The sequence below is a fragment of the Pseudarthrobacter sp. R1 genome, assembly GCF_024494415.1.
Classification (GTDB): Bacteria; Actinomycetota; Actinomycetes; order Actinomycetales; family Micrococcaceae; genus Arthrobacter.
Genome location: NZ_JAMKFI010000007.1, coordinates 53094 through 76508, shown reverse-complemented (window position 1 = coordinate 76508; position 23415 = coordinate 53094). Strand labels below are relative to the sequence as shown.

Annotated in this window: 22 protein-coding genes; all 22 read right to left on the bottom strand. The window is 64.9% G+C overall.

Annotated features, from left to right (window positions below; translation table 11 throughout):
- Positions 1-927, bottom strand: coding sequence for an RluA family pseudouridine synthase (locus tag M8J71_RS08220; RefSeq protein WP_256247448.1), 927 nt, complete (start codon positions 925-927; stop codon positions 1-3).
- Positions 920-1492 carry a signal peptidase II gene (lspA, locus tag M8J71_RS08215; RefSeq protein WP_256247447.1) on the bottom strand — a complete coding sequence of 191 codons (573 nt, stop codon included), beginning with the start codon at positions 1490-1492 and terminating at the stop codon, positions 920-922. The genes M8J71_RS08220 and lspA overlap by 8 nt, the downstream gene beginning before the upstream one ends.
- Positions 1493-1583: 91 nt before the next feature.
- Entirely contained in the window at positions 1584-2273 is a 690-nt protein-coding gene (locus M8J71_RS08210; RefSeq protein ID WP_256247446.1) for a DivIVA domain-containing protein, read from the bottom strand.
- A 177-nt stretch (positions 2274-2450) separates the two neighbouring features.
- Complete coding sequence (locus M8J71_RS08205; RefSeq protein ID WP_163163054.1) at positions 2451-2738, bottom strand: YggT family protein; 288 nt, start codon at positions 2736-2738, stop codon at positions 2451-2453.
- A gap of 120 nt (positions 2739-2858) precedes the next feature.
- Positions 2859-3389, bottom strand: coding sequence for a cell division protein SepF (locus M8J71_RS08200; RefSeq protein WP_256247445.1), 531 nt, complete (start codon positions 3387-3389; stop codon positions 2859-2861).
- A gap of 90 nt (positions 3390-3479) precedes the next feature.
- Positions 3480-4217, bottom strand: coding sequence for a YggS family pyridoxal phosphate-dependent enzyme (locus M8J71_RS08195; protein ID WP_256247444.1), 738 nt, complete (start codon positions 4215-4217; stop codon positions 3480-3482).
- Positions 4210-4899 carry a polyphenol oxidase family protein gene (locus tag M8J71_RS08190; protein WP_256247443.1) on the bottom strand — a complete coding sequence of 230 codons (690 nt, stop codon included), beginning with the start codon at positions 4897-4899 and terminating at the stop codon, positions 4210-4212. The genes M8J71_RS08195 and M8J71_RS08190 overlap by 8 nt, the downstream gene beginning before the upstream one ends.
- A gap of 8 nt (positions 4900-4907) precedes the next feature.
- On the bottom strand, positions 4908-6140 hold the full coding sequence (gene ftsZ / locus M8J71_RS08185; protein WP_256247442.1) for a cell division protein FtsZ: 1233 nt from the start codon (positions 6138-6140) through the stop codon (positions 4908-4910).
- A gap of 184 nt (positions 6141-6324) precedes the next feature.
- Positions 6325-7341: a cell division protein FtsQ/DivIB gene (locus M8J71_RS08180; RefSeq protein WP_256247441.1), complete on the bottom strand. Its 1017-nt coding sequence runs from the start codon at positions 7339-7341 to the stop codon at positions 6325-6327.
- Positions 7334-8710 carry a UDP-N-acetylmuramate--L-alanine ligase gene (murC, locus tag M8J71_RS08175; RefSeq protein WP_256247440.1) on the bottom strand — a complete coding sequence of 459 codons (1377 nt, stop codon included), beginning with the start codon at positions 8708-8710 and terminating at the stop codon, positions 7334-7336. Before murC ends, M8J71_RS08180 begins: the two co-directional genes overlap by 8 nt.
- Entirely contained in the window at positions 8707-9807 is a 1101-nt protein-coding gene (gene murG, locus M8J71_RS08170) for an undecaprenyldiphospho-muramoylpentapeptide beta-N-acetylglucosaminyltransferase (RefSeq protein ID WP_256247439.1), read from the bottom strand. Before murG ends, murC begins: the two co-directional genes overlap by 4 nt.
- Positions 9808-9814: 7 nt before the next feature.
- Positions 9815-11176 (bottom strand): putative lipid II flippase FtsW, encoded by a 1362-nt coding sequence (ftsW, locus tag M8J71_RS08165; RefSeq protein WP_256247438.1) that lies wholly within the window; start codon positions 11174-11176, stop codon positions 9815-9817.
- Between the two features lie 2 nt (positions 11177-11178).
- Positions 11179-12756 (bottom strand): UDP-N-acetylmuramoyl-L-alanine--D-glutamate ligase, encoded by a 1578-nt coding sequence (gene murD, locus M8J71_RS08160; RefSeq protein WP_256247437.1) that lies wholly within the window; start codon positions 12754-12756, stop codon positions 11179-11181.
- Positions 12738-13847: a phospho-N-acetylmuramoyl-pentapeptide-transferase gene (gene mraY / locus M8J71_RS08155; RefSeq protein ID WP_256247436.1), complete on the bottom strand. Its 1110-nt coding sequence runs from the start codon at positions 13845-13847 to the stop codon at positions 12738-12740. The genes murD and mraY overlap by 19 nt, the downstream gene beginning before the upstream one ends.
- Positions 13844-15310 carry a UDP-N-acetylmuramoyl-tripeptide--D-alanyl-D-alanine ligase gene (locus M8J71_RS08150; protein ID WP_256247435.1) on the bottom strand — a complete coding sequence of 489 codons (1467 nt, stop codon included), beginning with the start codon at positions 15308-15310 and terminating at the stop codon, positions 13844-13846. The genes mraY and M8J71_RS08150 overlap by 4 nt, the downstream gene beginning before the upstream one ends.
- Before the next feature lie 6 nt (positions 15311-15316).
- Complete coding sequence (locus M8J71_RS08145; protein ID WP_256247434.1) at positions 15317-16951, bottom strand: UDP-N-acetylmuramoyl-L-alanyl-D-glutamate--2,6-diaminopimelate ligase; 1635 nt, start codon at positions 16949-16951, stop codon at positions 15317-15319.
- A gap of 83 nt (positions 16952-17034) precedes the next feature.
- Positions 17035-18837, bottom strand: a complete 1803-nt coding sequence (locus tag M8J71_RS08140; protein WP_256247433.1) for a peptidoglycan D,D-transpeptidase FtsI family protein — start codon at positions 18835-18837, stop codon at positions 17035-17037.
- Between the two features lie 48 nt (positions 18838-18885).
- On the bottom strand, positions 18886-19563 hold the full coding sequence (locus tag M8J71_RS08135; protein ID WP_256247432.1) for a hypothetical protein: 678 nt from the start codon (positions 19561-19563) through the stop codon (positions 18886-18888).
- Positions 19563-20552, bottom strand: coding sequence for a 16S rRNA (cytosine(1402)-N(4))-methyltransferase RsmH (gene rsmH / locus M8J71_RS08130; protein WP_256247431.1), 990 nt, complete (start codon positions 20550-20552; stop codon positions 19563-19565). The genes M8J71_RS08135 and rsmH overlap by 1 nt, the downstream gene beginning before the upstream one ends.
- Positions 20553-20718: 166 nt before the next feature.
- Positions 20719-21147 carry a division/cell wall cluster transcriptional repressor MraZ gene (gene mraZ / locus M8J71_RS08125; RefSeq protein ID WP_256247430.1) on the bottom strand — a complete coding sequence of 143 codons (429 nt, stop codon included), beginning with the start codon at positions 21145-21147 and terminating at the stop codon, positions 20719-20721.
- Positions 21148-21518: 371 nt separating this feature from the next.
- Positions 21519-21893 (bottom strand): DUF3040 domain-containing protein, encoded by a 375-nt coding sequence (locus M8J71_RS08120; protein ID WP_256247429.1) that lies wholly within the window; start codon positions 21891-21893, stop codon positions 21519-21521.
- A 275-nt stretch (positions 21894-22168) separates the two neighbouring features.
- Positions 22169-23326 (bottom strand): DNA polymerase IV, encoded by a 1158-nt coding sequence (gene dinB / locus M8J71_RS08115; protein WP_256247428.1) that lies wholly within the window; start codon positions 23324-23326, stop codon positions 22169-22171.
- Positions 23327-23415 lie beyond the last annotated feature (89 nt).

The following is a 23415-nucleotide window of genomic DNA, read 5'->3' as shown; positions in this document are numbered from 1 at the left end:
CTAGGCTTGCCCGGACTCCAGCACTTCGAGGGCAAACGCGAGGTCCTGCGGGTAGTCACTGACCACACGTACCGGTTCACCCGTCACGGGGTGTTCAAAGCCGAGCTCGCGGGCATGCAGCCACTGCCGCGTCAGGCCGAGCGTGGCGGCCAGGCGGGGATCGGCGCCGTAGGTGAGGTCGCCGGCGCAAGGATGGCGCAGCGCCGAGAAATGCACCCGGATCTGGTGGGTGCGTCCGGTTTCCAGGTGCACCTCCACGAGGCTCGCCTTGCCAAATGCTTCCACCACTTCGTAGTGGGTTACGGACGGCCGCCCGTCCTCAATGACCGCGAACCTCCAGTCATGTCCCGGGTGCCGGCCGATCGGCGCGTCAATGGTGCCCACCAGCGGATCGGGCAGGCCCTGGACCACTGCGTGGTAAACCTTGTCCACGGTGCGTTCCTTGAAAGCCCGCTTCAGGGCGGTGTAGGCGCGTTCGGACTTGGCCACCACCATCGCACCGGACGTCCCGACGTCGAGCCGGTGGACGATGCCGGCGCGCTCGGGCGAGCCGGAAGTGGAAATGCGGTACCCCGCCCCGGCAAGGCCCCCCACCACTGTGGGGCCCACCCAGCCAGGGGAAGGATGAGCCGCAACACCCACGGGTTTGTCGACGACGACGAAATCGTCGTCGTCAAGCAGGATCTTCAGGCCTTCCACAACTTCCTCCACGACTTCCAGGGGGTCACGCCGTTCCGGCAGGCTCACTTGGAGGACGTCTCCGGTTACGAGCTTGGCTGACTTGCCCAGCGCTTTGCCCCTGCTGAGGACATTGCCTTCGGCGATCAGGCTGGCCGCAAGGGAACGGGAAATTCCCAGCAGCCCGGCGAGGCCCGCGTCTGCGCGGGACCCGGCGAATTCTTCGGCGACGACGACGCGCTCAGGCATCGCTGGACTTTTCCTTGCGCTCATGTTTGGCGCGGGTTCCGTCCAGGGCGATCCCGCGCAGCGTCAGGATGCAGATGATCGCGACGGCGGATACTACCGCTGAGTCGGCGATGTTGAAGATCGCGAAGTTGGGCAGTTGGATGAAGTCCACGACGTGCCCCATGCCGAAGGATGGCTCCCGAAAAAGTCTGTCAGTCAGGTTGCCCAGCGCGCCGCCCAGCAGGAGGCCGAGGGCAAGGGACCACCACTTGGAACCCAGCTTGCGAACCTGGAAGAGGATGGCCACGGCAACGGCGGTCATGATGATGGAGAATACCCACGTGACGTTTTCCCCGATGGAGAACGCCGCCCCCGGGTTCCTGATGAAGTACCAGTGCAACAGCGGCGGGATTACCGGAATCCGTTCCCCCTCCACCATCGTGGACGTGACCCAGATTTTCGTCAGCTGGTCCAGGACGTAGGCAAAAACTGCCAAACCTGCAAAGAGGGACAGCAGCACGGCCCTCGGGGGGCGGGGCGAAGGCGGTACGGGGCGTGCCGGGTCGGCGGCGAGTTCGTCAGTCATGGTGCTTTCATTTGTAAGACCTGTGTCAATGCCAAAAGCCGGTGGCCGAGGAATCCTCAGCCACCGGCTTTCAGAATACGTGCTTGCCGGATTAGTTGGCTTCGCTGACTTCCGGCGTTGCCACTGAGCCGCGGGCATCGAGATCGCGGAGCTGGCCCTCGATGTAGGCCTTCAGGCGTGAACGGTAGTCGCGTTCGAAACCGCGGAGCTGCTCCACCTTGCGCTCCAGCACGGAACGCTGCTGCTCAAGGGCGCCAAGGATCTTGCGGGACTTCTCCTGGGCGTCGTTGACGAGGCTGCTGGCTTCGATCTGCGCCTCTGCGATGATCTTGTCCTTCTGTGCCTGTCCGTCTGCGACGTGGCGGTCGTGCATCTGCTGGGCCATGGCGAGCAGGCCAGCGGCGGATTCGGCTGAGGCCGTGGAGGCAGCCGGAGCGGCGGCAACGGGAGCGGCAGCAGCCGGAGCGGCCGGCTGGACGTCCTTCTTCTTGCGCTCTTCGGCGGCCTTGGCTTCGGCTTCTGCCTTCTCGCGTGCTTCGTCCTTGTCGGACTTGACGGGCGCGGGGACCTTCTCCACTACTGGCGCGGCGGCAGAGTTGGCGGGAACGCTGGACCCGGCTTCGGCGAGCTTCTTGCGAAGTTCGTCGTTTTCCTGGTTCAAACGGCGGAGTTCAACAACGATTTCGTCCAGGAAGTCATCAACTTCATCCTGGTCGTAGCCTTCGCGGAACTTGGTCGGCTGAAAGCGCTTGTTGACAACGTCTTCTGGCGTCAAAGCCATCTGGTCACCTCACTGGTCTGGTTAGTCAGTAGGCCTTCCGGCCGTCAAAACTACGGTACCTAAAGTTGGACTGGTTCCTCTAATTCAACACTGCGGTGTCAAACTCGAGATTTCTTCACATTGCAAGGGTGGTTCCCGGCGGGTTCCATCCGTGCGTTGCAGGGTCTGGCGGGTAAATCAGGCGAGGCCTCTGGTGATCCCCATGGCAATACTGACGGCGATGAACAGGACCAGGAATCCCAGGTCCAGCGAGATACCGCCCAGGCGCAGTGGCGGGATCAGCCGGCGAAGTCCGTTGAGCGGCGGGTCGGTGATGGAATAGACGGCGTGCGCCGCCACCAGCGCCGCTCCCCGGGGACGCCACTCACGGGCGAACATCTGGACCCAGTCGAAAACCAAACGGATGATCAGTGCCACAAAGAACAGCAAAAGCGCGAGATAGACAAGCCCGAAAACAATTCCCATGACTTAATTCATATCTCCATGTCCATAGTGGTTACCGCGGTTCCAGCCGATGCTTCTCGTCTATTTCAGCACAGATGCCAGGCAGGTGTGTCCCTGCCTGGCATCCATCAGGTTATTTGGTCAGCTTTGGTTGAAGAAGCTGGCTTGGGTCTCACTGGCTTTTTTGTCGTCACCGATGACCTCTACGTACGACGGCGAGAGCAGGAACACCTTGTTGGTCACCCGTTCGATACTCCCCCGGAGTCCGAAGACCAGGCCGGCGGAGAAATCGACCAGGCGCTTGGCGTCGGCCTCCCCCATGTCCGTCACGTTCATGATGACCGGGATGCCATCGCGGAAGCTTTCGCCGATCAGCTTGGCATCGTTATAGGAGCGCGGATGGATGGTGGTGATCTGGCGGAGACCGCTGGTCTCCTCGCGGCTCGATGCCGCGCGCTTGATGGGGGTCACTGGGGCGCGGTATTCCTCTTCAGGGGTGTAGGACGTTTCGCGGCTGACCTCGCGGACGGGTGCAGGTGCACGGCGCTCCTCGCGGTCAGCTTCCATCGTTTCGTCCTCATCCTTACGTGTGGTCTGTTGCTCGGACTCGTAGTGTTCATCGCCGTCGGCGAGCCCAAGATAGATCATTGTCTTGCGCAGAGCGCCGGCCATGGTCGACTCCTAATCGTGTCCGTTAAGCGGGCCGCCCAATGACTTGACAGCACTGGAGTCCCCCGCCCATCACTTCCAATAGGACCGACGCTACCCCACGGCAGGACGCGATCCGAGAATATCGGAACCGATTCTCAGGTGTGTCGCCCCGAACAGGATGGCGGCTTCCAGGTCCTGGCTCATGCCGGCCGAAATTGCAGTTGCAGCGGGATGCTCGGCCACGAGGCCGGCAGACACTGCGGCAAGCCTCTCAAAGGCGGGCCCTGGCGGGGCGCCCAAAGGGGCAACTGCCATCACCCCGGCAAGATTGAGGCTCCCGGCTGCTGCTATCCGTTCTGCGAGCATCCCAACATCATCAGGAGCGGCGCCGCCCCGGTGCGCTCCGGCGTCGTCCTCCAGGCTTACCTGGATGAAGCACTCCAGCGGCGCACGTCCCGTAGTGTGCTGTTCAGCCTCGGCTGCCTTGGCCAGGGCGTCCACGAGCTGCGGCCGGTCAACCGAATGGACAGCTGCTGCATACCGGAGCACGGACTTGGCCTTTTTGGTCTGCAGCTGCCCCACAAAGTGCCAGGCAAGTCCGCACTCCGCCAACTGTTCGGCCTTTGCCGCCGCTTCCTGGTCCCGGTTTTCGCCAACGTCGGTGATACCCAGGGCGGCGAGCCGCCTAATGTCTTCTGCCGGGTGGAATTTGGTGACCACGATCAAGGTGGGCAGGTTGCCTTCCCTGCCGGCAGAAACCGCCGCCGCGGTGATACGGCGGCGGACGGCCTCAAGCCGGGCTTTGAGCTCCCTGGTCCGTGCGTCCCCGGCGGCCCCGGTGTCAGTCATGGCACCACACCACCCCTGCGAAGCGTCCGGTGTTTTTGTCCCGCCGGTAGGAGAAGAGGGAGTCCGTCTCAAGCGTGCAGGGTCCGCAGTACTCCACGCTGACGCCCAACCGCTCCAGCTGACTTCGGGCACCGGCCGGCAGATCCAGCGCAGGGGTGCCCCACGACGTTGTACTTCGTGCTGCCGGCACGGCCGCGGCCACCTCGGCCTGCAGCCGGGCCGGCACCTCATAGCAGTTCCCGCAGATGGACGGCCCCAGCCAGGCGCGGATGCCGGAGGCACCGAGGGACTCCATGCCCGCCACCGCGGCTGGAATGACTCCGTTGGCAAGGCCGGGCCGGCCTGCATGAACAGCTGCGAGGACCGGTCCTTCCGCGGACTCCCCTGCCAGCAGGACAGGAATGCAGTCGGCGACCATCACGGCCAGCGGAAGGCCCTGGGAAACCATCGCGTCCGCCTCGGGTGCGGGGCTTTCCAGGGCCATGACTGCCACGGTGGTGCCGTGCACCTGGTTCATGAACCGAAGGCGGTGCGGGGCGACGCCAATGGTCTGTTCCAGGTCCGCGCGGCGCCGGGCCACCTCCACAGGATCGTCGCCCACGTGCAGTGCCAGGTTTCCGGCGGCAGCGTCGGTGAAGGCGAGAGACACTCCGGGCCGGATTTCGGCACGCCAGTGGAACAAGCCGGGGCCTACTTCAGGAAATCGGGGACATCCAGGTCATCCGAGTGGCTGCCGGTGAGGTCCGGCTCCACCACCGAGGGGAGGTCGACGTCGAAGCCTGAGTCGGCGGGGACAGCGGAGGGGCGCTGCTGCCCCCAGTTGCTGAGGCCGGCTGCGCCGACGCCTGCGTGGACCGGCTGGACGTTCATCGAGTGGTTGCCGGCGGTAGGGGCCTGGGCGGGTGCCGGGGCAACGGCTGCCGGCCGCTGCGGAGCGACCTGGGGCTGTGACTGGTCCATGGACGGCGAGGTGGCCTTGACGTCGTCGAACCCGGCTGCGATGACCGTCACGCGGGCTTCGTCGCCGAGGGCGTCGTCGATGACGGCACCGAAGATGATATTCGCTTCCGGGTGCGCCACTTCCTGGACCAGGCGTGCGGCCTCGTTGATCTCGAACAGGCCGAGGTCCGAACCACCCTGGATGGACAGGAGCACACCGTGCGCTCCGTCGATGGAGGCTTCCAGCAGCGGCGAGGCAATGGCGAGCTCTGCGGCCTTGACTGCGCGGTCCTCGCCCCGGGCGGAGCCGATGCCCATAAGCGCGGAGCCCGCACCCTGCATCACGGACTTGACGTCCGCGAAGTCAAGGTTGATCAGGCCCGGAGTGGTAATGAGGTCGGTGATGCCCTGGACACCGGAGAGCAGCACCTGGTCAGCGGAGCGGAAGGCGTCCAGGACTGAGACGTTGCGGTCGCTGATGGAGAGGAGGCGGTCGTTCGGGATCACGATCAGCGTGTCCACTTCGTCGCGCAGGGCGTCGATGCCGGCCTCAGCGGAACCTGCACGGCGCCGGCCCTCGAACGTGAACGGGCGGGTCACCACACCGATGGTGAGGGCGCCGAGGGACCGCGCAATGCGCGCGACGACGGGAGCGCCGCCGGTACCCGTTCCACCGCCTTCGCCTGCGGTAACGAAGACCATGTCGGCCCCGCGGAGCACTTCCTCGATCTCGTCTGCGTGATCCTCTGCAGCCTGCTTGCCCACCTCGGGGTTCGCGCCCGCCCCGAGGCCGCGGGTCAACTCGCGTCCTACGTCCAGCTTGACGTCGGCATCGCTCATCAGCAGGGCCTGGGCGTCAGTGTTGATGGCGATAAATTCAACACCTCGGAGGCCGACCTCGATCATGCGGTTGACTGCGTTCACGCCACCGCCGCCGATGCCGACGACTTTGATGACGGCCAAGTAATTCTGCGGAGCTGCCACGTTACGTGTCCCTTGTTCGTGTCTTATTGCTAAATCTGATGAAGAGCTTAGTGCCTGCAACCTTAACCTTCGAGTTGAAGGTTATAGTTATGTCAAGTAACTCATGTCTGTGACGGTATTTCCTCTGGTTCACACATTCAATAACCGGCTCCGCGTGTCGGATTAATACCGAAAAGAAAGCGTGTCAGCGGGTCACTGGGTGCCGGGGCACGCTCACGTCGTACACCTTAACCGGGTTTTTGGGATCCGCCGGGACCTTGAGGAGGGCGGCCAGTACTTTGGCCTTGAGTTCCTTCTCCCCCGCGTTGCCCCAGATGATGGTCTGGCCGTCCACAAGTTTGAGTTCCACCGCGTCCACTGACTGTGCTGACGCGTTGGACAGCTTCGCGAGCACATCTGCCGGAAGGGCGCCCAGCACCTCTGCCGTGGCGCGGAAGAGCTCCTTGCCGATGGTGCCGGCACCGCCGTCGATCACCGGCAGGGAGACGGACGACGGGTCGTCGGTAGCTGCCAGCTGGATGCCCTCGACGTCGACCAGCTGGTACTGCTCCCCCTGCTTGACCAGCGCCACGGGCACGCGTTCGCGAACCTCTACCGCAAGGCCCGACGGCGGGCGTGCTTCAGCGGAGACGGACTTGACCTGGACCAGCGGTTCAAGGAGGCGCCCGACTTCCTCATCCGTGATTTGGGGCAGGGGTTTCCCGCGCAGGGGTTCCAGCGCAGCCTGCACCTGGGCGGGCGTCAGCAGGCGGGTCCCGGAAACCGAGATCGTATTCACGGCAAGGACCGGGGAAAAGACCGCCGCGGCCAGCAGTGCGGCCACGACCGCAACCAAGGTGGCTGCCACGGCCAGTACTTTCCGTTTACGCCGTTTGCCCTTGGGTTCCGGAAACGCCAGCACATTGCCGGCGGTGCCCCCGGAAGCAGGGGAAATTTCCGCGCTGCTTTCCTTCTTTCGGCCCGCGAATCTGCTTTTCTTCTCCTCTTTGGGCGACTGCGGAGCGGGGTCAATTACCGGCCGCGAGGCCGAAATGACGTCAGGGCCGCTGCCGGCATCCCGGCCGGCGGTGCCGGGGCGCTGGTTCCGGCCGGGAGCGTTGCCAGCGGGAGTGCTGCCCGCGGAAGTGTTGCCCGCGGGAGTGTTCCCACCGGCAGGACGCCTGCCGGTGGACGCATACGTGGGGCGGCGGGAGCTAGGCACCCAAGGCCTCGACGATCTGCGGCCCGTATGCCGTCACATCACCAGCACCAGCCGTGAGGATGATGTCCCCGTCGCCGGCGGCGGCGGCGAGGGCAGCCACGGCGTCCGCGGCGCGGACCAGCCGCCCGCCGTCGTCGAGGTGGTTGGCGATGAGCTGGCTTGTTACGCCGGGAATCGGATCCTCACGGGCGGGATAGATATCCAGCACCCAGGCAGTATCGGCGAGGTTCAGCGCCTCAGCGAACTCACGGGCGAATTCCCTGGTCCGTGAGAACAGGTGCGGCTGGAACAGGACATGCACCTTGTGGCTGCCGACTACCGAGCGGGCCGCGGCAAGGGCTGCCCGGACTTCAGTGGGGTGGTGGGCGTAGTCGTCAAAGACCCGCACGCCCCGTGCCTGGCCCTTCAGCTCGAAGCGCCGTGAAGCCCCCGAGAACTGTGCCAGGGCACCAGCAGCTACTGCAGGTTCGACGCCCAGTTCAAGGGCCACGGCAAAGGCGGCCGCGGCGTTGAGGGCGTTGTGCCGGCCTGGCACCTGCAGTTCGAGCTGGAAGCTGCCGGCCGGCGTGGACACCGCGACGTCTCCGGGGCCGCCGTCGTGCAGCACCAGCTCCGCCTCAGCGCCTGTCCCGTAGAGCAGCACGCGGGTGTTGCCGCGGGCCCGGGTCCGCTCTGCGAGGGCCAGCGCTCCGGCATCATCGGCGCAGGCGATCAGCACCCCGTCAGCCGGCAGCAGAGCGGTGAAGCGGTCGAAGGATTCATAGACTGCCTCCGCGGTGCCGTAGTAGTCCAGATGGTCCGGCTCCACATTTGTCACCACCGCGATCCTGGGCCGGTAGTTGAGGAAGGACCCGTCCGATTCGTCTGCCTCGGCCACAAAGATCCCTGATGTTCCCGACGCCGCATTGACGCCAAGGGCCGGAACATTGGCGCCGATGGCAAAGGAGGGGTCCAGGCCGGCGCCCTGCAACAGGACAGCGACCATCGAGGTAGTGGTGGACTTGCCGTGTGTCCCGGCCACGGTCACCACCACGTCCTCCCCCATGGTTGCGGCCAGGGCTTCGGAGCGATGCAGCACCGGCACGCCTGCTTCCCTTGCTGCCATCACTTCCGGGTTGTCCGCCCGGATGGCGGAACCGGCCACCACGGTCTGTGCGTCGGCCATGTTGGCTGCATCGTATCCAACGGCGATGCGTGCACCGGCAGCGGCAAGGTCGGCCATAACGGGAAGGTCCTTGGCGTCCGAGCCGCTCACCGGTACACCGCGGGCCACCATGATCCGCGCGACGGCGGACATACCCACGCCGCCGACGCCGACGAAGTGCACCTTGCCCAGGGCTGCAAGGCCCGGGTTGCTGACGGAACTCATGCGGATACCGCTTCCAGGACAAGACCAGCCATGCGCTGGTCGGCGTTTCGGATGCCAAGCCGGTACGAATTGGCTGCCATGGTGGCGAGGCGGGACTCGTCGGTGACGAGGGGGATGAGTTCGCTGCCCACCCACCCGGACGTGAAGTCCCGGTCGGCAACGAGCACGGCGCCGCCGGCGGCAACGAGCCCCGCTGCGTTGAGCGCCTGTTCCCCGTTGCCGATGGGCAGCGGGACCAGGACGGCCGGCACACCGACAGCGGCAATCTCGCACACCGTGGCGGCACCGGAACGGGCCAGCAGCACATCGGCCGCGGCGTAGGCCAGCTCCATCCCGTCGATGTACTCCACCTGCCGATAGCCGTCGGCGGCGAGCGGCTTGCCGCCGTCGTCCAGGATCGACTTGCCCCGCCCGGTGATGTGCAGGGTCTGGATGCCGGCGTCGGCCAGCTGCCCGAGGGAGGCGGCGATGGTCCGGTTGATGCTCTGCGCGCCGGACGAACCGCCGGTGACGATCAGTGTGGGCTTGGCGGCATCCAATCCCAGTGCCTCCCGGGCTGCGGTACGGGCAGCCGTCCGGTCGAGATGCGAGATTTCGGTCCGCATCGGCATGCCCACGTGCAGGGCGCCCTTCAGCGGGGTGGTGTCGAAAGCCACTGCCACGCGCTTGGTGAACAGGGCGCCCACCCTGTTCGCCAGGCCGGGCCGCATATTGGCCTCATGGATGACGATCGGGATACCGCGTTTCCGGGCGGCGAGGTACATCGGCGTGCACACGTAACCGCCAACGCCCACCAGGACGTCCGCGCCGGCCTTGTCCAGGATGGCGCCTGCCTGCCGTACGGCGCCGCCGAGCCGGCCAGGGAGGCGAAGGAGGTCCGCGGAAGGTTTCCTTGGGAAGGGCACGCGGTCGATCGTCGCCAGCTCAACACCGGCGGCGGGAACCAGGCGGGTTTCCATTCCTGCCGGTGTTCCCACCGCGAGGATTGCGGCGCCTGGCGCTGCCGTGCGGACGGCAGCCGCGAGGGCGAGGAGAGGACTGATGTGGCCGGCGGTTCCGCCGCCCGCCAGGACAATGGAGGGATTCTGGGACGTCATATGGGGCTTAGGCACGCTTTCTTGCAGTCTTCTTCTTGGGCGTGGTGGCGGGGGCCTGCTTGGCCTTGAATTTCAGCATCCGCTTGGGCCGGATCGCCGGTGCCATCTGCTCGCGGGCCAGGGAGAGCACCACTCCGATGGCACAAAGGGACATCAGCAGGGCGGACCCGCCGTAGGAAATGAAGGGCAGCGGCACGCCGATGACGGGCATCAGCCCGGTCACCACCGACATGTTCACCGTTGCCTGGCCGAGCAGCCACACCATGATGGTGCCGGCAAGCACCCGGTGAAACATGCCTTCCTGCGCCACCACCACCCGGTAGATGGCTGCACCGAGGATGGCGAAGAGGATGAGGACGACGACGGTGCCCACCAGTCCGAGTTCCTCGCCGATGATGGCGAAGATGAAGTCGTTGTGGGCTTCCGGGATCCAGCTGTATTTCTGCCGGCTTTGCCCCAGGCCCACCCCGAACCAGCCGCCGGAGGCCAGGCCGTACAGCCCGTTGGTGGCCTGGTAGTTGGCGTCGATGCCATTGGCGCAGGATTCCCCTGTCCACCAGGACGTGATGCGGCACATGCGGTTTGAACTGGTCACCGCCATAACAGCCGTTCCGGCGGCAGCCGCAAGACCTGCGATGCCGAAGAGATAGAGGGGTGCCCCCGCAAAGAAAAGTGCGACAGCCGTAATCATCATGATGATCATGGCGGTGCCGAGGTCGTTTCCCACCAGGACCAGGCCAACGATAATGATGGCCATCGGAACGGCCGGGACGAACACATGCACTGCCCGGCTGAGCAGCTTTCCCTTCATGGCCAGGACCGTGGCCATCCAGAGCGCCAAGGCAAGTTTTGATGCCTCCGACGGCTGGAAGGTGATGCCGCCGAGGTCAATCCAGTTTTTGTTGCCGTTGACTTCGTCGCCGACCACCTGCACCAGGGCAAGCAGGACCACCGCCGCCCCGATCGCCGGCCAGGCGAGCCGCTTAAGCCAGGTGACATTGATCCGGGACAGCACAAACATGGTGAAGATGCCGATGGCGGCAAACATTCCTTGCTTCAGGGCGTCGCCGTACGGCGATTTTCCGGCAGCAATGGATTCAACACTGGAGGCCGAGAGCACCATCATGATGCCGATGGCCGTCAGTGCCAGGGTGGATCCCAGGATGAGGTAGTACGTGGAGCCGTTCCGCGAGGTCCCGGTCCCCTCCAGCGCGGACCAGAACCGGCGGTAGACGGTCCGGAGGCGGGCGGTCGCCGTTGACTGGCGCGCGCCGGCCGTTGCCGAGGAGCCGGGGCGTGGCTTGCCGGCCTGCTGCTGCTTAACTGGCTGCTGTTTGGCTGGCTGCGGGCGCGTTGGCGTGCTGACCATTGTTACTCCTCGCCGGTCTGGGCCTGCCCTTCCACCAGCTCGCGGACAGCTTCGATGAAAGTGTCACCACGGTGAGCATAGGAAGAGAACTGATCCATGGAAGCAGCTGCCGGAGCCATCAGCACAGTATCGCCGGACTCGGCGAGCTGTGCTGCTGACGCCACGGCCCTGGCCATCACCGTTTCACCGGGCACCGAAATGCCGGTTTGGACGGCGCCAGCCGCTTCGGCAGTCTGCACCACTTCAGTTTCACCCGTCCCCGGGAGGATCACGGGGACATCCGGTGCGTGTCGCCGGAGGGCCTCCGTAAGCGCCGAGGTGTCGCTTCCGATGAGGACCACGGCCTTGAGCCGCTGGGCGTGCTCCCGGACCAGGTCGTCGTAGGTCACTCCCTTGGAGAGGCCCCCGGCGATCCAAATGACGTTGCTGAACGTAGCCAGCGAGGCTGCCGCCGCATGGGGGTTCGTGGCTTTGGAGTCGTTAACCCACAGCACACCATTGTGGCGGGCCACGGGCTGGATGCGGTGGTCACCGGGGATATAGTCCTGGATGCCCTGGCGCACGGCCTTCGCCTCGACCCCGTAGGCGCGTACCAGCCCTGCAGCGGCCAGGGCGTTGGCCACCATGTGGCGCGGCGCAAAGGCCCCCAGGTCGCTCATCGAAGCGAGCTCCGCCGCACTGTCCTTGCGTTCGGCGATGAACGCCCGGTCCACGAGCAGTCCCTCCACCACGCCGAGCATGCTGATGGCCGGGGTGACAGTGGTGAAACCGACGGCGCGGCAACCCTCCATCACATCGGCATTTTCCACCATGCGTTCAGTTTCAATCTGCTCGGCGTTGTAGATGCAGGCCTTTTGGGTCTGCTCATAGACCTTCGCCTTGTCGGCGAGGTAGGAATTGTAGGACCCGTGCCAGTCAACATGGTCCTCGGCAACGTTCAGGCAGACGCTGGCCACGGGCGAGAGCGACTCCGCCCAGTGGAGCTGGAAGCTGGAGAGTTCGACGGCGAAGACGTCGTACTCCACAGGATCGCGGAGGGCGTCCAGGATAGGGGTGCCAACGTTGCCGACGGCGATGGCCTTCAGCCCGGCAGCACGCAGCATGGATTCGGTGAGGCCGACAGTGGTTGTCTTACCGTTCGTTCCCGTGATGGCGAGCCAATCCGCCGTCTTGCGGCCTTCCCGCACGCGTACGCGCCAGGCCAGTTCGACGTCGCCCCACACCGGGATGTGCGCCCTGGCGGCGGCTGCCAGGAGGGCCTGGTCCGGGCGCCACCCCGGTGAGGTCACGATGAGTTCGGGAAGTTCGCCGTCGATCCTGGGAATGCGGGTAACCGCATCCTCGCCGAGCAGCACATCGGCTGCACCTACAATTTTGAGGGTTTCTGCGTGGGCCTTGGCCGTCGCGCTGGTGGCGGCGTCCACCACCACCACGCGGGCACCCAGTTCGATGAGGGTGTCGGCCGCCGCGAAACCGGAGACGCCGATGCCGGTCACGGCTACCCGGAGTCCGGACCAGTCTGAGTCCCAGCTGGTGAGGTTCTTGAGGCGGGAGGAAACGGTCACAGGAGCACAACCCATTCAGCGTAGAAAATGCCGAGCCCGACGGCGACGAAGAGCCCGCCCAGGATCCAGAACCGGACCACCACTGTCACTTCTGCCCAGCCCTGCAGTTCGAAGTGGTGCTGCAGCGGAGCCATCTTGAAGACACGCTTACCGCCGGTGGCTTTGAAGTAGCCCACCTGGATGATGACGGACAGGGTGATCAGGACGAACAGTCCGCCGATGATGCCCAGCAGCAGTTCGGTCCGGGACAGGATGGCGAAACCGGCGATGGCGCCGCCAATGGCCAGCGAACCGGTATCGCCCATAAAGATCTTGGCCGGCGAAGTGTTCCACCACAGGAAGCCCACCAGCGCGGCGCTCATGATGGCTGCCAGCAGCGCAAGGTCGAGGGGATCACGGACGGAATAGCAACCGCTGCCGGCCTCGCGGGGTGAACCGCAGGCCTGGTTGCTCTGCCAGATTCCCATCAGCGTGTAGGCACCGAACACCATTACAGAGGCACCTGCGGCGAGGCCGTCGAGGCCGTCGGTCAGGTTTACGCCGTTGGTTGCGGCGGTGACAATCAGGTTGGACCAGACCACAAAGAGGATGGCCCCGAGGACAGTTCCGCCGAAGGCAAGGTCCAGCCAGGGCAGGTCACGGACCAGGGAAATTTTGGTGGAGGCCGGCGTAACGCCGGCCCCGTTGGGAAAGTTCAGGGCAAGGACCGCGAAGATGATGCCTACTGCGGCCTGCAGGATCAGTTTTGCCTTGGCGTCCAGGCCGAGGCTGCGCTGCCTGGAGATCTTGATGAAGTCGTCCAGGAATCCCACCAGGCCCATTCCCACCATAAGGAACAGCAGGATGAGGGCGGAAGCGGAAGGGCCCGGAGAGTCCGGGTTCACCATCAGCATGATCAGGTGGGTGAGGCCGTAGCTCAGCAGTACCGCCGTCACCACCACTGTCCCGCCCATGGTGGGCGTGCCGCGCTTTGTGTGGTGCGAGGTGGGACCATCGTCCCTGATGAACTGGCCGTAGCCGCGGCGGACCAGCAGCCGGATAAAGAGCGGCGTCCCCACCAGGGCGAATAAGAGTGCCAGGCCGGCGCCGATCAAAAGTGCAATCACAGCAGAGTGCTCCTTTCATCGGCGGGTTGCGGGGTTTGTCGGGGTAATGCTATCCGATCGCCCAAATGGCGAAGTCCCACGCTGTTCGAGGACTTGAACAGCACCAGGTCGCCTGGCTGGAGTTCTGAGTCCAGCAGTTCGTAGGCCTCTTCCACTGTTTCCGCGAAAAGGCATTCATCCCCCCAGGAGCCCTCCTGCACCGCTGACACATACAGCGCCCGGGCTTCCCGGCCCACCACCAGCAGGCGGGAGATGTTGAGCCGGACCACCTGGGTGCCCACGGCGGTATGTTCCCTGATGGAGTCCTCGCCGAGTTCCAGCATTGCTCCCAGCACGGCCCAGGTACGCCTGCCACGGCCCAGGTCGGCCAGTGTCCGCAGGGCGGCACGCATGGACTCAGGGTTGGCGTTGTAGGCATCGTTGATGATGGTGACACCGTCTGCCCGCTCAGTGCGCTCCATGCGCCACCGGCTGGCGGCAGTCTGGCTGCTGAGGGAGTTGGCTATGGCTTGTCCGGGCACCCCCGCAGCCCACGCTGCGGCTGCGGCGGCCAGGAGGTTGCCTACATGGTGCGCGCCGATGAGGCGGCTGCTGACGTGGAGGCCGGTTTCGCCGTCCGGCAGCTGGAGGTCGAATTCGGGATGGCCCCCGGCATTGGTGTCGGCGTTAAGTGCTTGTACGGCAGCGTCCCCGCGGCCTTCCGCGGAGTATCCAAGTACCGACGCCGACGTGCGGGCGCGCATCGCGGCCACCCGCTCGTCGTCGAGGTTTACGACGGCGGTGCCTGCCGGGGCAAGGGCTTCAACAAGCTCCCCCTTGGCCAGGGCGATGTTGTCCACTCCCCCGAACTCCCCCGCGTGGGCAGTTCCCACGGCGAGCACTACGCCGATATCGGGCTTAACCATCTCCGCGAGGTAACGGATGTGGCCGATTCCGGTGGCGCCCATCTCGATCACGAGGTAGCGCGTGTCTGTTCCGGCGCGGAAGACCGTGAGCGGAACGCCGATCTCGCCGTTGTAGGACCCCTGCGGCGCCACGGTATTCCCCTGCGTTGCCAGGATTCCTGCGAGCAGATCCTTGGTGGTGGTCTTTCCGGCCGAGCCGGTGATCCCCACCACTGTAAGTTCGCTGCCTTCCCGGTTGCGCGCAGCACGGATCCTGCGTACGGCCTCTGCGGCGAGTGCCCCCATGGCAAGCACGGCATCCGGAACCAGGACGGAGGGATACGGGGTCCCGTCCGGTGCGGACACCGGACGCTCCACCAGAGCCAGCGTGGCGCCTGCTGCGAAGGCGGCTGCCACGAAGTCGTGGCCGTCCGCGTGCTCACCCGGCTTTGCGACGTAGAGCGACCCGTGTGTGGATTCGCGTGAGTCCGTGACCACCGAAAGGGGCGTGATCCCGGGATCGGCGTCCAGGCGCCCGTTAGTGATTTCGGCGATCTCCGCCGCAGTAAATGCAATCATCTCGGTCTAGGACTCTATCCGGTCGTCTCGGAGAACGTTGAATCCCCTGGCTGTCAAGGCGCTGCGCAGTTCCACCCTGTCGTCGAGGGCAAGGTTGACGCCTTTGACCTCCTGCCACACCTCGTGGCCCCGGCCTGCCACCAGGATGGTGTCCTCCGGCTGTGCCAGCGCGACGGCATGGCGGATGGCTTCGGCGCGGGGGAAGACTTCCATGACTTCACAGGCCAGCGAGTCCTTATCTTTGGCTTCCAGGGCTCCTGCCAGGACGTCGGCGCGGATGGCAGCGGCGTCCTCGTCGTGGGGGTCGTCATCGGTGACGATAACGGTGTCCGCGAGCCGTGCGGCGATGGCACCCATTGCAGGGCGTTTGCCCTGGTCGCGCTGGCCGGTGGCACCAAACACGACGATGAGGTTGGATCCGGGCTGGGGGGACCGTACCGCCTCAATGGCCCTGGCCAGCGCATCCGTGTTGTGGGCGAAGTCCACGATCGCGGCGGGCGCTTCGGACACCAGCTGCATCCGCCCGGGCACCGCAACGGTGAAGGGGTCCGACTCCTCCAGTGCGGCCTGCAGCGTACCGGCGTCCACGCCTGCCGTCAGGACCATTACCGCGGCCAGCGCCGCGTTGGCAACGTTGAAGCTGCCGGGGAGGCCGGTGTGCACTGTGAGGATGGCGCCGTCGGGGCCGCTCAGCGTGAATTCTGTACCAAGTCCGCGTGCGGCAGTCCTCGTGACAGTCCAGTCGGCAGCGGTCCCGGCAGAGGTGGCGAGGGTGGTGACCGGCACTTCCGCGCCGCCGGCAAGACGGCGGCCCCACTCGTCGTCGACCGTTACCACGGCCGCACGCGCCCGGCGGGGCGTAAAGAGCTCCGCCTTCGTGGCGAAGTAGTCGTCCATGGTGAGGTGCAGGTCCAGGTGGTCCTGGGTCAGGTTGGTGAAGCCCGCAACATCAAACAGCACCCCGTCCACCCGCTGGAAGGAAATAGCGTGGGAAGAGACTTCCATGGCGGCCGCTGCCAGCCCCCGTTCCCGCATGAGGGCCAGCAACGCGTGGACATCCGTAGATTCGGGTGTGGTGAGCAGGCTGGGAATGGGATCGCCCCCGGCATGAATCTCAATGGTGCCGATCAACCCGGTCTTCCGGCCCAGCGCGCGCAGCAGCGAATTGATGAAATAGGTGGTGGTGGTCTTTCCGTTGGTGCCCGTGACGCCAAACAACTGCGGCTGCCCGGCGCCCGGCTGGCTCTGGTAGATCAGGGCGGACAGCGGCCCCACCACATTGCGGGGTGAGTCCACGATGAGTACCGGTACCGGAATGTCGGTGGACAGCGCAAGCAGCCTGGCGCCGGCGTCGTCAGTGAGGACTGCGACTGCTCCCGCTTCGACGGCCTGCGGAACGAAGTCGGCGCCGTGGCGGGCGGCGCCCGGAAGTGCCACGTAAAGGTCCCCCGGCTCCACGGCGCGCGAGTTCAATGAAATTCCGGTGACTGCCACCTCCGCCGCCGCGCCCGGAACGGCCACACCGATGGCATCGCAAATGCTTGCCAGCCGGACCGCTTCAACAGTTGACGGGCGGAAGCGGCCCTGGCCGGACGGTCCCTCCGGGACGGCGCGGCTGTCGGACGGGTTGAGCTCAGACAAGGAATCTCCGATGGTGCTAGTGGATCGTGCCCGGCATGGATGAACCGGTAGTGCTGCTGGTGCGGACTGCTGCCGCCGGGATGCTACTTGGCGAACTGGGGCAGCCGGGCCGGTTCGCCTGTGGACGGCTGGACGTTGTAGGTCCGCAGTGCCTGGCTCATGACCGACCGGAAGACCGGCCCGTTGGTAATCCCGTAGATGCTGCCCTTGGGCCGCTGGAGTACCACCTCCACAATAAACCGCGGATCATCCATCGGTGCCATACCCACCATCGAGGCGGTGTAGCCGCAGAACCCGGATTTGCCGTCGTCGCATGGCGATTCGGAAGTGCCCGTCTTTGCGCCCACCCGGTAGCCGTCGATGGCCGCGTCCTTGATTTGCCCCTCGGTAACGGCGCTTTCGAGGATGTCCTGGACCTGCTGGGCCGTATCCTCCGACACGATCTGCCGGGACGGTGCGGCCGGCACCTTTTCCTCTGTTCCGTCCGGGGAAATGTATGCGTCGATGAGCCGGGGCTGCAGCATCACTCCGTTGTTGGCTATGGACTGGAACGCCCGCACTGTCTGGAGAGTGGACTGGGACACGCCCTGGCCGAACAACACCGTGTACTCCTGGCGCCCGTCCCACTGCTGCCAGGGCGTGAGGATACCCGAGGCTGTGGCCGGCAGCCCGATCTCCGGTGCCTCTCCGATGCCAAACTTCTTCAGCCACTCGTACCGCTGCTCCTTGCTCAGGCGCTGGCCGGCCATAACGGTGCCGGTGTTCATCGAGTAGCCCAGGATGCCTGCGAGGGTGCGCTCCTCGGTGCCATGGGCAAACGAGTCGCTGAAGGTCTGCCCGTCCACGGTGTAGCTGGGTCCGAGGGTAAACGAATCAAGCGGTTTGGCCTTGCCCTCTTCGATCAGGGCGGCTGCCGTCATCATCTTCTCAACGGATCCGGGCTCGTATGCGGCCGTGACGGCACGGACCCCGCGGTCCTTGGCCGCCACCCGGCCGGGTTCATTGGGATCAGGGGAATTGGTGTCTGCCATGGCCACCAGGTCGCCGGTCTTGGCGTCCATCACAATGATGACGCCCCACTCGGCGCCGAGCTTATCCGACTGGCTCTGGATGGCCTGCTGTGCAAAGTACTGCAGGTCCGAGTTGAGGGTGAGCTTGACGTCCTTGCCGTCCTGTGGCGAGGTCAGCTCATCCAGGCCCACGGGGATGCGAAGGCCGTCAGCTCCGATCTCGAAAAGGCGTTCGCCGTCTTCGCCCTTCAGCAACCCGTCCTGGGTCTGTTCTATACCGGCCTGGCCCGTAGCGCCGTCCTGCAGGAACCCGATGATTCCGCCCGCCACGGAACCATTGGGATAGACCCGCTTGCTGACGCCCTCCGTGACGATGCCCGGTATCTGCAGCTTGGAGATACGGTCCTCGATGTCCGGCTTCACGTCCTTGGCCACGATGTAGTAGGGCTGCTCGCCAGTGACGGCGTCCCGGATGGCGTCCTTCTCCATGCCCAGGGCTGCGGCAAGCTCGGTGAGCCCCTGGTCCCGGCTGACGTCCACCAGTTTTTCCTTGCCGTCCACCGTGTCCAGTCGCTTGAACGTTTCCGTTTTGGTGTTCACCCGCTGGTCCACCACCACGTTGTAGCGGATTACGCTGTTGGCCAGCACTGTGCCGCGGGAGTCCAGGATGCTGCCCCTCTCGGCAGGCAGGACGGTCCGTGTCATGCGGCTGTTCAGCGCGGCTTCAGCCATTCCCCCGACGTCCAGTCCCTGGACCAGGAAGAGTTTCCCGCCCACCACCAGCAGGAGCGTCAGCATCATGCCAAGGCCCAGGCGGAGACGCTTTTTGGCGTTGGGTACCTTGCCGCTTTTTGCCTTGCCGGTCCTCTGCGCCACCGTGATATTCCTTGCTGCTCGACCTTGTTGCCTGTCAGACCTGCGGGCCTACTGTCCGGGGACCTTCTGCTCGGGCGCCGGAACGGATCCGCCGTGGAGCTCCACGGGCGGCACTGCCGGAGCCGCCGACGGCGGAGTCTGTGCGGGCGCGGCGTCAGCGGCAGTGCCGGAGGCGGCCGCTGCAGGCATGTCCTCGACAGGCTTTCGTGCTTCCAGGGGGTCGCGTTTGGTTGGCGGCGGAACCACTGTCAGCTGGCCGGCGACAGCGGGCGCCGGGATAACGGCCCCGGCAGCACCGTCCTTGACAGCGGGGGTTGCCTTGCCGGTGACGGACAGGGTGGACAGGTCAATCTGGCCCTTGACGGTGGAAGGCACCATCCCCAGTTTCGTTGCTTGGGCGGCAAGGTTTTGGGGTGCTTCGAAGTTCTGGACCTGCTGGGTGAGATCCTGGTTCTGCTTGGTCAGCGTGCTCTGCTTGGCGCGCAGTTCCACCAGCTGGTACTGCGCCGTGGACACCGAAATGTTCAGCACAAGAACGGCGATCAGGGCAACGGCAAGCATGGCGAAGCACAGCACCACGAAGGGGGCGCGGCGCTTGCGGGGAACGGTCCGGACTACCGAGAGCGGGGTGCGGCTCCGTCGCGGCCCGGCCGGCGAACCCGCAGGAAGCTGCTTGGCGGCCGATCCGGAAACGACGGGAAAGTTCTTGACGGCAGCTGTGCTCATTAAGCTCTCCTGGTTCGGATACGTTCCACCGCACGCAGCCTTGCTGAGGCGGCGCGGGGGTTTTCGGCGATTTCGACGGCGGTTGGCACCTCAGTGCCCTTGGTCAGGGTCTTCAGTTCCGGTTTATGTTCTTCCAGCTCCACGGGGAAACCGAGAGGAGCGGAGGATTTGGAGCGGGCCTGGAAGACTCCCTTGACGATCTTGTCCTCCAACGAGTGATAGGACATCACCACAATGCGGCCGCCCAGTGCAGTGGAATCCACGGCCGCGGGAACGGCGCGTTCCAGGACATCGAGTTCCTCGTTGACCTCAATCCGAAGTGCCTGGAAGGTCCTCTTGGCTGGATGGCCGCCGGACTTCGCCGCGCCCGCGGGAACGACGGCGCGGATCTGCTCCACCAGTTCACCAGTTGTAGTGAAAGGTTTGACGGCCCGGGAGGCGACGATCCTGTTGGCAATTCGGCCAGCGAACTTCTCTTCGCCCCACTTCCGGATAATCCGGACGAGTTCCTCTTCGCTGTAGTTGTTCACGACGTCGGCTGCGGTCTGGCCCCGGCTGGTGTCCATTCGCATGTCCAACGGGGCGTCGAACGAGTACGCAAAGCCCCGTTCGCGCTCGTCCAGCTGGAGCGAGGAAACACCCAGGTCCATCAGGATTCCGTGAACTCCGGGGACGCCGAAATCGGCGATGACTTCCTGGATTTCGTCGTAGACGGCGTGCACCAGGTCGGTCCGTGCCTCAAAGGGCGCCAGCCGTTCCCCCGCGAGGGCAAGGGCTTCTTCATCCCGGTCGATGCCGATCAGGTGCAGGTCCGGAAAGCGCTGCAGCATGGCCTCGGAGTGGCCGCCCATTCCCAGCGTCGCATCGATGGCCACCGGAGTTTCACCGCGGCTCCTGGCGGCTTCAAAACCGGGAGCCAACAAATTGATGCACCGGTCCCGCAGGACCGGCACATGGCGTTCGGACGTGGGCTTCGGTTGATCGTTCATGCCTCGTCCTCTCTCGCCGTCGCTGTCACCTGATGGGTTCTTGGCCCAGATCCCCATCCGCGCCTATCGCCGTGCCCGCCTGGCTCCGGGGAAGTGAGCCAGGTTGGCCTGCCGATGGGCCGGCTGGAGATCTCAGCCAAGAAAGCTGCCCGCTGCCCTTTTCCGGTCAGAGAATGCCCGGAATGGGGTCATCGGTTTCGGAGAAGGCTGTCTCCTTCTCCGCGAGGTAGTCATTCCAAGCCTGGGCGTCCCAGATCTCGGCGCGGGTTCCGGCGCCAATGACGGCCAGTTCCCTCCCGAGCCCTGCGTACTCCCGGAGCGCCGGTGGAATGGTCACGCGCCCCTGCTTGTCAGGTACCTCGTCAGAGGCTCCAGAGAGAAAGACGCGGATATAGTCCCGCGCCTGTTTTGAGGAGATTGGCGCCTCCCGCATTTGCTCGTGAACCCGGGCAAATTCCTTCTCGCTGAAGACGTAGATGCAACGTTCCTGGCCCCTGGTGAGAACCAGTCCGCTGGCAAGTTCCTCCCGGAACTTCGCGGGGAGAATGATCCGTCCCTTTTCATCCAGACGTGGCGAATGCGTGCCCAGAAACACTGGCCCACCGCCTGTCCGATGTCAGGAACTGCACATCCCCTATGTTGCAACCACCCTCTTATGTCCTCCACATTACTCCACTTTCCCCCACAGTCAACGCGAAAAGGGGGTATGGAGGTGCAAATATTGGGAATTCAGCCGCTAAATTGCGCGGAGTTGCGGTGGTGGTGGGATGTGGAGGACTTTGCCCATGCATGACCGCTATCCGCCGGAGCGGAACCCAATGCACCGCAGCGATTAGCCGCTGCCAGCCCTGGAGCCCCGTTAAACGCGAAAAGACCCGCCGAAGCGGGTCTTTTCGTGCGCTCCCCCATCGGGGGGAGCAAAGTGGGGGATCAGGGGGCGCCCCGGATCAGGGGCGCTCCTTGAGGCTAGGGCTCTCCCCTGCGCCTCTCGTCCCAGCGTTCCTCCAGGCTGCTCATGAAGGAACTCCGCTGCTTGCCTGCTTTGCCCGTGCCGGACTTGGCGCCCTTCGCGCCGGACGAGCTGCTGCGCATGGTGGCGAAGTAGACGCCGCCGCCCATCACAACGAAGCCCAGGACACCAACAAATATGTTTTGGAGGGTGACGCCCACCAGTAAGAGGAAGACGCCTGCCAGCGCACAAAGGACGCCGATCACAACGTGTCTCGTCGACCACGATCGCCCTGGGTCCGACCCCATGGAATTCGCGAACTTTGGGTCATCCTCGTGAAGCTGCTTCTCCAGCTGCTCAAGCAGCTTCTGTTCGTGCTCCGACAGCGGCATCACGACCTCCTTTTGTAGGCCAACGTCCGGGCTGATCCCAGCCACTACTTCTGCTCGGATAACGTCCGGCATGCCTTAGTGGTTCCCGCCTCCGCCGGCTATGGCGAAAAGCGCAAACCTGGCATGCAGACGCCGGAGCGGGAGCATGTCCAAGAGAGTCCGGCAGTAAGTCCGTCACTCAAAAACTTTGTATCTATAAGGATAGTTTGTTCAGGGCGGTTCTGAAAGACGGCAATGACTTTCGCGGCGCGCTTCCGGCCGCTTGTTTGCCGGGTCTATCCGGAGCCGCTGCCCGGCTCCAGAAGCCGGGCCGGAAGGACCGGATTACCCCCGAATTTGCGCGCTACCTGGTCAACGGCCTGCTCAGCAGCCCGCCAGTTGTCATCCCTGCGGTCGATACTCAGCTGGAGCGAGGTCCGCGCTGCTTCTTCAAGCTGCTCGGCGCGCACTCCTACCAGCCTGACAGCCATTGGCCTGGCCACGGAATCCAGGAGCTGAAGCGCCACTCCATAAATGAGCTGCGCACTGTCCACCGGTGTCTGAACCGTCCGGCTGCGTGTGATGGTTGAAAAGTCCGCGAAGCGCAGCTTCAAGGCGATGGTTCGGGCCACCATTCCGGAACTTCGCAGCCGCTCTGCAGTCCGGTGCGAAAGCCGCAGCAGTTCGCGGTGGAGGAGGGCGTCGTCGGCGGTGTCCTCTGAAAAGGTTTCCTCAGCCCCGATGCTCTTCTCAAGGCGGACAGGCGTCACGGGACGCGGGTCTATCCCCCACGCGAGCTGGTGTACGTGGACCCCGGTGGCGCCCAGCATCTTCTTGAGCGAGGAGACCGGCGTGGCTGCCAGGTCCGCCACGGTTTTGATGCCCATCCGCGCCAGGACATCCGTGGTTTTTGCGCCCACTCCCCAGAGGGCCCCGACCGGCAGGCTGTGGAGGTAGGGAACGGTTTCGTCCGGCCCGATCAGGAGCAAACCGTCCGGTTTGCAGCGGGTGGATGCGATTTTTGCCACAAACTTTGTCTCAGCGATCCCCACGGAGGCGGTGATGCCCAGGTCCGCGGCTACCCGGCTTCGGATCAGCTCACCGATGCTCCGCGGCGGACCCAGCCGGCGGATAGCACCACCGACATCCAGGAACGCTTCGTCCACGCTGAGCGGCTCGACGAGTTCGGTAACTGATCCGAAGATCGCCATCAGCTCGGCGGAAACTTCGTAGTACACCTTGTGCCGGGGCTCGATAATCACTGCCTGGGGGCACATGCGCATAGCCACTGCCATAGGCATGGCGGACTTAACGCCGAAGGCCCTGGCTTCGTAGGACGCAGATAAAACAACCGAGCGCTCCGCCGGATAACCAACGATGACGGGTTTGCCCCGCAGTTCGGGCCGCGTGCGCAGTTCCACGGAGACGAAAAAGGCGTCCATGTCAACGTGCATAACGCAGTTGCGCCTGCGGCGCTGAAGACCTGCTCCAGCCGGCTCGTTCGTCCCAACAGGTCCCACGGCTGCAATCCTATCGCTTTGTA